8 protein-coding genes and 2 pseudogenes are annotated in these 9,496 nt (G+C 61.2%); all 10 read right to left on the reverse strand.

Annotated features, from left to right (window positions below; translation table 11 throughout):
- Window positions 1-24: 24 nt before the first annotated feature.
- Window positions 25-675, reverse strand: a complete 651-nt coding sequence (locus tag IVB36_RS14360) for a plasmid pRiA4b ORF-3 family protein (RefSeq protein WP_346731045.1) — start codon at window positions 673-675, stop codon at window positions 25-27.
- Window positions 676-762: 87 nt separating this feature from the next.
- Complete coding sequence (locus IVB36_RS14365; protein WP_247391970.1) at window positions 763-1,299, reverse strand: hypothetical protein; 537 nt, start codon at window positions 1,297-1,299, stop codon at window positions 763-765.
- Window positions 1,289-3,109 (reverse strand): integrase, encoded by a 1,821-nt coding sequence (locus IVB36_RS14370; RefSeq protein WP_247391972.1) that lies wholly within the window; start codon window positions 3,107-3,109, stop codon window positions 1,289-1,291. Before IVB36_RS14370 ends, IVB36_RS14365 begins: the two co-directional genes overlap by 11 nt.
- Window positions 3,110-3,112: 3 nt before the next feature.
- A complete protein-coding gene (locus tag IVB36_RS14375) occupies window positions 3,113-4,870 on the reverse strand; it encodes a hypothetical protein (RefSeq protein ID WP_247391973.1) in 1,758 nt (585 codons plus the stop codon).
- A 43-nt stretch (window positions 4,871-4,913) separates the two neighbouring features.
- Window positions 4,914-6,068 carry a tyrosine-type recombinase/integrase gene (locus IVB36_RS14380; protein WP_247391975.1) on the reverse strand — a complete coding sequence of 385 codons (1,155 nt, stop codon included), beginning with the start codon at window positions 6,066-6,068 and terminating at the stop codon, window positions 4,914-4,916.
- 373 nt (window positions 6,069-6,441) lie between these two features.
- Window positions 6,442-6,801: pseudogene (locus tag IVB36_RS14385) on the reverse strand (ParB/Srx family N-terminal domain-containing protein); the annotation flags it as partial.
- A gap of 103 nt (window positions 6,802-6,904) precedes the next feature.
- Window positions 6,905-7,051 (reverse strand): annotated as a pseudogene (locus IVB36_RS14390) (antirestriction protein ArdC); the annotation flags it as partial.
- A 157-nt stretch (window positions 7,052-7,208) separates the two neighbouring features.
- Complete coding sequence (locus IVB36_RS14395) at window positions 7,209-7,577, reverse strand: GNAT family N-acetyltransferase (RefSeq protein WP_247391976.1); 369 nt, start codon at window positions 7,575-7,577, stop codon at window positions 7,209-7,211.
- The gene (locus tag IVB36_RS14400; RefSeq protein WP_247391977.1) at window positions 7,546-8,355 is read right to left on the reverse strand and encodes a site-specific integrase; all 810 of its coding nucleotides are present in this window, start codon (window positions 8,353-8,355) and stop codon (window positions 7,546-7,548) included. Before IVB36_RS14400 ends, IVB36_RS14395 begins: the two co-directional genes overlap by 32 nt.
- 162 nt (window positions 8,356-8,517) lie before the next feature.
- The coding region (locus IVB36_RS14405) for a tyrosine-type recombinase/integrase (RefSeq protein ID WP_247391978.1) at window positions 8,518-9,496 on the reverse strand (979 nt) is incomplete at its 5' end.

The raw sequence follows: 9,496 nt of genomic DNA on the forward strand, positions 1-9,496 counted from the left end.
GCGCTGAAGCGTTGCCGTTTGGTGTCAATCACGATGGCTTTCTCGACGGAAGCGATAGTCGCCCTTTGATAAGCGTAGTGCTTTGGCGATAGCCTTGTTGATGTCGTCGAGATTGCAGGACTCCGGGTGGAACTTGCCGCCAGCCCATCGATGCATGGCTTTGTGTTCTTCATGGTCGGGGTCGAGCCAGGCCTCGAGGAAGTTGGCATAGCCTGAAGGCCCACCAGCGTCTTCGGGAGGTCCTGAGCGTGCGGCGGCGATACAGCGAGGATATTCGGCGCTCTCCTCGCGTGCGACTCGCTCCAAGCGCAGCAGATGACGCCAATTATCGCCAAAGTCGTATTCGTAGAGGATCGTGAGAGGGTTTTCCTCGGGATCGTAGGGAAAGTGAAGGTCGATCATCCTGACCTCGGTCGCCTCGAAGGTCCGGCTGTCGGACAGACCGTCCTCATCGAACTCCGGGGCTCCATAGATAAGACCGCCAATATTGAACTGATGCAAATGGCTGTCGGTCCAGCCAAAGGCGGCCTGCAGCACCTCGTGGAGTTGGGCGAGGTTGAGAGTGATTGGCAGTTCGAGAGTGCGGCTGATCTTGGGCTCGATGCCAAGGATATGAACCTCGGCGCGCACAATGAAGCTATCTGGATCGAAGGGGTCAAGCATGCCGCAGATCATGCCGCGCATGATTGTCGCAGGCAATGGATGGGGCGACAATTGTCCTTCGACGAGCGCAGCGACACGAACCGGCAATCGTAAACGACGTCAGGATTTTGGCCCGCGCGGGAGGGCCACCGGCTTCATGGCGCGATCGCGCTCAGTGATCAGGCGGGCATTATGACGCTTCTGCCGCTCAACCTCCGTTTCGGCTTCGAGGATGCGCTTCAGCAGGACGGCATTTTCCGTCACCATACGCCGCTCCTCGATCTGCAAGACCTGGATCAGAGCGCGCTGCTGGGCGAGTTTGTCTTCCCAGGCCGCCAGCTTCTCGGGGACGATCCTGCGATCGCTGGCGCGACGCAACTCGTCGATCATCGAACGATGATTGGTGTAGATCGCGTTGCGGCCGACACGCGCCTCACGTGCGAGCGCGGCAACGGTCAGACGGTAGGATCGCTTTTGCAGGTCCGGGTGTGTGGGCAGTCCCTTAACCAGGCGCTCCAGAGCTTCCCGCAGCTTGCGATCCGTGTTGCGCAGGCGTTTTTCGTGCGGCGTCAGCGCCGGCGTCTCGCTGGATTTACGCACCATCGCGACCATCCTTCCCGTGATCGAGATCGCCGAGGATGCGATCTCATTCAGCAATGCGCGTTTCGGCAACTTTCCGGCTGATGGGGTCCAGCCCGGGGTGATCAAGCAGGCCAGCATTGCGATCCCGGCGCGCCTGCCAGACCGGCCTATGCCTGGCCGTGACGGCAAAGTTGGCGCAGGACAGACAGGTGCTTTCGGTTCTCAGCACAGGGTTCGGTCCCCGCTCGTCGCCGAAGCAGGCAGCGGTTTCGACACGGTAGACGCAATAACCCCAGTCACAGACCCCGAGCCTGAGGTCGGTCTCCTTCATAAGGAAGCTGACATAGGCCTGGACATCGCCGTCACGCGTGCGTCCCCGGAACTGCGAGCGAGCGGCAATCATCCGCCCGCCCTTGCCGCCAAGCGCTGTCGCCGTCAGCACCTCTTCGAGGGCGGCGCGCGTTTCCTCCTGAGCATGGCGATCGATAAGATCGTCGAGAGCGAAGTCGGTCCCAACATAACCGCGATCGGTCATCGCACGGGTGACATGACCGAAGTGCGCCTGAAGCGCATGCAGGCCGGTCCGGTCGCGCTTGCCGACGAAACGGGCGAAGGTCTTTCGGCCCTGATGCGTGTTCAGATGCCAGGGCTCACCCTCATGATGCGGCAGAGCGATGAACGGCGCCAACTGGTTGTTCAACCGCGATATGATCGTGGAGACGACGGGCAAATTAATCCGGGCGGCGGGACCAATAAGGCCGTTGCTGGCCATCGCCAGAAAGAGATCGGGCCGCCCGCTTTGGGCGCGCAAGCGGGCCGACACCCGTTCCATGACCAGGATGGCGCGTTCGACCGGCGGCGGCGCGACCCAGCGATGGGCCTCGCCATCAGCGCCGCGTGCTGTCTTGTAGATCCGGCCAACGAGATAGGCGAAGCGTTCGCTGCCATCACCTGACGGATACTGCTCGATGCAGCCGACTTGAAGCCCGATAATCTCCGAGACCCGGGCGCCGATCAGATAGGCAATGACGACGAAGCAGGCGTCGTAGATGCGATCGACAAGATACCGCACCTGCTTGGTGCTGCTGACAGGTGCGGCATGCCATGGCGCGTCCTCGCCGGGTAACGTCGAGAATGTGAACGCGGCGATCGCGTCGGTCACGATGAAGCCAGCCTTCGTCTGGCTGATCCCCTGCGCAAGCGCATCGTCATAAACGGTCTGCGCCAGCGTCTGCAACGCGATGACATCATCAGCCGGGGCTCCGATCAGTCGCAACGCTGCCGAGACAAGCGGGACGGCGATCTCATCGGGCGTATAGGACAGCCAACCGCGATCATGACGGAGCACAGGCTTCCCAATGCCCGGGAACGGATCAGCGATCGCCACTTCCGGGAACTTCGCCCCCTGCAGGTAAAGACGTGTCAGCAGGTTGGCGTATTTTTGCAACGTCCCCGACTTCAGGGGCTTATCCATCTCTTTGCCCGGGCGCGTCGCCATCGATGCTAAGAACCGCTCGCAAGCGTCGCGATCGAGATCGACGAAGCGCCGATATCCTTGCGCTGCCATCCAGCGGATCAGTATCCGCAAATCCTTGAAGACGGAGACGATGGTTGCCTCATGGACATTGCGACGGCCGGGCGGCGGGTCCAGCTTCAGGCTCCACAGGAACAGCTTTGCCGCCTCTCGCCAATCTGTCCAGTGCGGTTCGCTGAACCGGCTGTCGTCAGCAAGGATAAAGCCCCAGTCGAGCGAGAAGTCACTCCGGTTGCCGCCCGGGCGGTATCCGTCGAGATGCCAGACCTGATCCGACCACACCGAGCGTGCCGAGATCCGAGGTGGCGAACGTGTCGCGGCGGGAAGAGCGAATGCCGTGGAAGTCGCCATCGTTCACTCCAGCGCCGGAAGTGTTGGCAGCGTCATCATTCGACTTTCGGCCTCCGCGCGCAGGGATTGCGGGAAGTCCGACAGGATGTCGTCGACCAGAATGCGCAAGCTCGATGCGTACAGAAGCTCAAAGCGGCGCGGATCGAGGCATTCACGCGCCCGCTCCAGTTCGCTGATTGCCTGAAGAATGCGCGCCATGTGTTCCGCGTCGATCGGGATGACCAGTCCAGGGCAGCGCAGACATCCGCCGAAGTGCCGGCAGACCCTGCCAGCCATCGAGCCGGGTGACGTCCCCGCAATCGGATTGAGACAATCATGGCTGAACGGGGCACTCGCGTTGGCACCCAGGGCAATCCGCTCGCGCGCCGGATGATCCCCGGTGTCGGTCTCCCTGCCGATAATCCAGCCGAGCATCAGGTCCTGCAATCTGGCGATGGCCTCGCGCTGGACACAGCGCGTCTGCGGCCCCTTGATGTAAAGTTCGGTCGTGTCGACGCGAGCGTGATTGAGCACGTCCTGTGTCACGACGATATCGCCGCCGGATGCCTTGTAATGTTCGGTGGCGACGCTGCCTCGAAGCAGCACGGCGGCAAACTCCGGCAGCAAAGGCCGTGCCCGTTCGGGTGCTGCCTTATTCCAGATGGCGATCCGAGCGTTCGAACGGCTGACGAACGGTTTCACGGCGTGCGACAATGTCGCCTCGGGAATGAGCGTGACTGTGTCCTTCTTCTCGCTCTTCACCAGGAACAAACGATTTCGATCCTGTCGGCCGGCTCGAGATACAAGTGGCGCCGTCATCGCCAACAGCCTGTCGATCAGGTTCGGCGCGGCATACCGGCGACGGCGATCGAAGGATCGTCTTTGCGCGCGCTTAATCATCCGTCCGGCCCGGGGCTTGGCCCACTCGATGATGACGCGATGCTCATCGAGTGGATGCGCCACCTGGCATTCGCGTGTGATCAGCCGCAGCGCGTCCGGATTGCCTGCCGTCGGGATCGCAAGGGCGATGAAGAAGGCAACGACCGTTTCTCCGGTCAGGTGAAGATAGCCACCGAGATGACGAAGTCCTCCATGACGCGCGACTGCCGATATGTTGACCTGGCTTCGGATCGCGAGAGTGCGCGATGGCAGGACGCCGTCATTCGCCCGGGCGAGCGCCCGGATCGGGTCGCACAGTTCAGCATCGACACCATCTACCGGTCCGCTCGTGGCGAGGATCCTTCGCCCCGTTTCGAAGCGCTCCCAAGCCTCGTCGATCTCCTCGTAACAAGCGCGAAGGATGGCTTTAAGGTCGTCTCCGCCAAGGCGTGCGCGGGAATCGGCATTGCGGTTCGGCCAGGCCCGCCAGGGGAAGTCGATGCGCCCGGGCAACCGGGCTGGATGCCGACGCTTGGTCCAGTCGATCATCTGGCGCAGCTGCATCAGCACATTCGCCCGCGACCCCTTCGACCAGGGCTTGTTCGTCTGTCCCGCGATCTGTTGATCCAGCCAGGCGACATAGCGCCCGATCATTGCGGTGGTCAGATCCCCGGCAGAATGAACATGCCCGTCCTCCACCGCAAAGCGCGCGAAGACGCGCAGCGCCATCCAGCAATGACGCAGCGTGTCGGAGCTCGATGCGGCATGATGATTGCGGAAGGCGTCCGCCAGAAGCATCGCAATGTCTGTCGGCAAACCAAGCTTGCCGAGATCGTAGCGCTTTGCGACCTCGCCCCAACCGTCACGGAAGACGGCGACGGTATCGGCCGGCTGCTCCAGCACGATCGGTGACGCAGCCGATAGACGCCGGTCGATACGCTCACGCTTACCGGCCATCGGGGATCAACTCGCCGTAGAGATAGTCGATGCTGTCGGCGAGTTCCCGGGCATTCAGCTCGACGCAGCGCAGGTAGATCGCCGTGCTCTGGATCGAACTGTGCCCCAGCAGGACCTGGACGATCTTCAGCGGATTGAGGTCAGGCGTGATTGATGCCTGTCGCTGTAATCGCACCAGCATGGTCATCGCAAAGGTATGGCGCAACCAATGCAGCGAACCCGCCACACCGGCGGCCCGGAAGGCTTCCGCAAACACCGCCGTCAATCGGCTCTTGCGGATCGCATTTCCCTGAAGATTGAGGAAGAGCGCCGATGGTGGTCGATAATCCGACCGTTGGCGACGCAATGCTCGAACCTGCGGCGTGCGCACTTCGTTGATATAGCGTTGCGTGCGGTCAACCAGGCGGATCGGTGGGTAGATCGTGCGAGGCTTGTCGCCCTTGGTGATCGTCAAGGGCACGCCGACCAGCGGATGGTCCTCGTCATCGAGATGTGCCGTCTCCGGGACCTGGAAGACAGCCAAGCCGCAAAGCTCCTTGCGCCGTAATCCCGTCGCCAGCGCCCATTCCGCCATCAGGCGGTAGGGCATCTCCAACTGGGCGAAGATCCGGCGCAACTGATCGACCCGCAATGGTCGCGGCAAGCGCTCATGCTCGGCGACTGTCAGGATGTTCGCCGCCACGACATGGCGCGCATCGACATGCGCAAGGAACGATTGTCGCCGGCCAGGGCCCACCCGCACGTCGACAAAGTGGAACGGCAAGGCCTCGATCCAGCCGCGTCCCTGCGCCCAGGCATAAAACCGGCAGACCGTACGAACCCGATCATTCACGGTCGACCGCGCATATGGCCGCTTCGTATGCGGACTCGGCTGCGACAGCATGCGATTGCGCCACACCGCAATCTCCGCTTCGCTCACCGCGCGCCAGTCGAGACCAGATTGCTCCAGACTGTCGAACCAATCATGCAGGTGCTCGCAATAGGTCCGTATCGTTTCCGCCGCATGCGAGCGGCCCGGAATCGTAGCCAGCTCCATCAGCCAGGCGAATGCCGGCTCAATAATCGCCATCCGTTCCGACACCAGTATAGGAAACCCGGCTGGGATTGCGGCATAGCCCATCGCCGCCTTGATGATCCGCACCATACTGTCCTCTTTGGTCCTAGCCGTTCGAAACGGCAAAGGACACCGCGCTGGGCGCAACTCCCTGTACAGCAACAAAGAAGACAGCTTCCCGAACCGGTTGTTATCTAAGCGGAGCGCCTGCGGCGCACTCTTCTCTTTGAATGCGAGGGGTTCCCCTCGCGCTCTCCCGTTCGCCACGTGGCAGGGTTGCAGGACTTCGCCTGCAACCATTTGACTAGTTTGTGGTGTCGCCGCCGCGTCAAGCGTTGTCCTCGCTACGCTGCGGGAACGCTTGACCCGGACGTCTGTGTGCCCTCCTCGAATGCCCGCGAATATGAGTGATGACGATGACAGGCCCGCGAACTTAACAGGACAAGTTGTTGGCAGAACCTAACAGGCCGACCCGCTCATCGTTCTCCGCCACGGAATCGTCCGCGGCAACGCCCCCTTCGCGAACGACGCACGGCACTGCCTGCGTCTTCGACATCCGCTTCTGTTTCACAAGGAGCTCGAGAGCGCGATAGCGCCGGCCGCCCGCCGGCACCTCGAACATGCCGGTCTCGTTGCCATCTGCATCGACGACGGCCCGGACACTCAGACTTTGCAGAAGCGTACGCTGCGCGATGCTCTCGGCTAGCTGCTCGATCGAAACACCGGCCTTGACGCGGCGAACGTTCGACTGGCTGAGCACGAGTTTGTTGAAGGGGATGTCCCGGGAAGGCGACAGCGTGATCTTTTGTACGGCTTTCGTCATTTTGGCTCTCCACGACGAGCGGCCGTGAGACTCTCTCTCGGCTTCCAACCCGTCGCGAACAGCCTCCCCTCCTCTCACTCTCGCGCAGCCACCAGGCCAAGCATCACGCCGTCTCGTGATCGGCGACAGCCGGCTCCAGCGATGCGGGCTCAATGGACCCGGGAACGAAACCGAGCAAATAGTCCACGGCCTTGCTCGCCTGTGAGGCGGCACGCACGATGGCCCGACTGTCTTCACGTAGGACTTCAAGTAATCAGCAGCAGATCATAATGTGAAGGACGATTTTCTAGCGGAGCCGGCTTGTGGAGATCGGCTAAAAGGGCCTGCGATATGCTGCGCATTATTTCCGACATGAGACCCTCGGCTGTTTTTCAAATCTGGTCGAGGGTGCATGCCCACGATTTCGCTCAAGGTATCGGTCGCAGTTCCTTGACTAGCCTTGGTAGCGTCCTTCCGGGTATCGAGCCGGACGACGCGAAGCCACGATCTTTGGCCCCCATTCGCCTGTAGAAGGGCGCCGCGCCTGGGTCGGCCTCGATCACAAGGCGATCGGCACCTCGGCTTACTGCTTGCTCGGCGGCCCAGGCAAAAAGTGCCTTGCCGACACCGTCACGCAGTGTTGTCGGTTCGACGAACAGCTTGAGCAAATCTGCTTCGCTTCCCACGATCTTAATCTGCACGACGCCGACGATTTTGCCGTTTTTTTCTGCAACCGCAATCGATGTTGATCGCAAGTCAGATGGTTCAATGGAGAGTTCCCGACGGCATGCTTCCATGAGTCGTTGTCATATCCCCACACGGCTTTCGAGCGGAAGCAAAGTGACGAGAGTGCTGGCAGCTCTTCGACTGTTGGATTCCTGATAGTGAAGGACAAGCGGCTGGCCCCAGTGATGTTGGCTGATACGTAGCACTTCGAGTAATCGATGTCTCTTGTAGGTCATGCCGCAACGACACGGTTTCTGGCCAAAGAGGGCTCAGCCGCTCTTTTCGTCCCTTACCGTAAAGACGCACGCAGGTTGGTGAGTCGAACCGGATCGCCCGCGGGCAAACATCGAGCGCCTCCTGGATGCGCGCGCCGGTATTGTAGAGGAAGGAGAAGAACGCGTGATCGCGTTGCCCCTCGCTCGTCGAGCGATCGGGCTGGGCCAGAATGGCCTTCACCTCCTCGGGCTCCAGATAGCACGGCGCATGGATCGGCGCTTTCTTCATGGGCACGTGCAGAACCTGGGTACATTGCTCGATGGCCGTCGGCTCACGATCAGCAACGAAGCCGAAGAAGCTGCGCAATGCGGACAGGCGACAGTTGCGCGTGCCGATCGTGTCTCCGCGTTCTTGCTCGGTGTATTGCAGGAAGGCCTTGACCTCGAAGGCTGTCAGGTCGCCCAGTGTGAGTTGGGCTATCGGCCGGTGTCGGCGTTGAGCCACGAACCTGAGGAACAGGCGCCATGTGTCGCGGTAGGATCGAACGGTGTGCGCCGAGGCATTTCGCTGCTGAACCATCCACTCGTAAAAGAAGGCATGAAGCAGCCTTGGGAACGGGTCGACCGGTTTCATGGCCGCACTCCTTCTGACGCGTGCAGGCAATGTGACGCGTACGTCCGGAAGCGTTCGTTTGCTTGCTGAAGGAGCTCCTGGGTGACTGTGATGTAAACCAGCGTCGAATGGATATCGCGATGCCCTAGATATGTCGCAAGGAATGGAAGCTTGTCCTGGGCATTAATGCCGGCGCGGTACCATTCGAGAAATGCGGTTCACCACAAACGAGTGACGCAGGTCGTGGATGCGAGGGCCGGTCTTGCCTTTCGCCGGCTTGAGTCCGGCACGCCGCAGGATGTCGACAAGGCAACCGGCGATCGCGTGTGACGTGTAGCGCGCATTACCCTTATCGTGCCAGAACAGGCCTGATACAGGGCTTTGCGGCACTTTTGCCTTGCGCCTGGCCTCCAGATATTCCCGCAGTGCCGACAAGGGGCTGTCAGTCAATGGCAGGATTCTCGATTTGAAGAACTTCGTCTCCCGGACGGTGATCGTGCCGACCTGAAGATCGATGTCAGCAAGGTCCAAGCGTGCGAGTTCGCCTAGCCGCAGTCCCGCGCAATAGGTCAGGACCAGCATGGTGTAGAGACTGATCGGCCGTAACGGTGAACGTGGAGAAGGGTAGGCTCGAGCGACATCGAGGAGACGGCGAACCTCTTCCGGGCTGTAGATATAGGGCCGACGCCATTGCCGCGCGACCTGCTGTGCGGGACGCGGGTCCGGGCGCCTTGGCTTGCTACCGGGATCGAGATGATGCTGCGCCTTGGCCAAGGCGCGAGCGAGCTTTTCGCATTCGGCGGCATGGTTGGCGGTTGATCGCGCGGCCGCCCAATGCCGCAACATGGTCGATACCGGCTCTCCCGCCAACTCCGGATGCGCCTGCAAGAAGCGATCGAAGCGCCAGAACCAGCGAGCCTGTGTCTGATAGCGATAACCTCTCGCCTGCATCAGCGCGATATGGTTGCGCATGAGGTCGCCGAGAACACTTCCAAACGGCTGGAACTGCCGCAGCGCTTCAAGTGCCTGATCGGGATCGGGCGCGAGCAGCGCTCGTACGATCGCCTTGTCGCTTTTCGCATGGTACTCGGCACGCAAATCAGCAATGGGATTGCTGACGATCAGCGCTTCCCCCACGAGGAAGTCGAGGAAGCGATTGACG

This window comes from Bradyrhizobium sp. 35 (assembly GCF_023073215.1).
Lineage (GTDB): Bacteria > Pseudomonadota > Alphaproteobacteria > Rhizobiales > Xanthobacteraceae > Bradyrhizobium > Bradyrhizobium canariense_D.